Annotated in this window: 1 protein-coding gene; it reads left to right on the plus strand. The window is 75.7% G+C overall.

The genetic code is table 11. The features are described from left to right. Positions 1-696: ABC transporter ATP-binding protein (locus K6I33_RS35480; protein WP_229358896.1), on the plus strand; the 696-nt coding region annotated here is incomplete at both ends.

Here is a 696-nt window from a genome sequence, read left to right on the forward strand (position 1 = left end):
CCACCCCGCACCCCCTGCGCACCACGGTCAAGGGCGCCGTGGAAGCGACCCTCGACGCCCCGGCCGGCACCACGATCGCGATCGTGGGCCCCAACGGCGCGGGCAAGACAACCCTTCTCCGCACCCTCCTCGGCCTCACCCACCGCGCGACGGCGGAAACGCTCACCCTCGGCGACCAGGACGTGTCGACGGCCCCGCCCCACCGTCGCCGCATCGCCTGGGTCCCCCAGGACGGCGCCCTCTTCCCGCACCTCACGGCCCTGGCCAACACGGCCTACGGCCTGCGCACCCAGGGCACCCCGAAGGACGAGGCCCACGCCACCGCCCAGCAGTGGCTGGACCACCTGGGCATCGGCCACCTCGCCCACCGCAGACCCGGCAGCCTCAGCGGCGGCCAGGCCCAGCGCGTGGCCCTGGCCAGGGCCCTGGCCGCCGGCCCGAGCCTGCTCCTCCTCGACGAACCCCTCGCCGCCCTGGACCAGTCGACCCGCGCCCAGGTGCGCCACACCCTCCGCACCCACCTCGCCGACTTCCCCGGCGTGTGCCTGATCGTCACCCACGACCCCGTGGAAGCCGTCTCGCTGGCCGACCGCGTGCTCGTCCTGGAGGACGGCCGTACGACCCAGTACGCGCCCCCCGCCGAGCTGGCCCGGCACCCCCGTTCCCCCTGGGTGGCCCGCATGCTGGGCCTCAACG

Origin of the sequence: Streptomyces sp. UNOB3_S3 (assembly GCF_020740895.1) — a bacterium.
GTDB lineage: Bacteria > Actinomycetota > Actinomycetes > Streptomycetales > Streptomycetaceae > Streptomyces.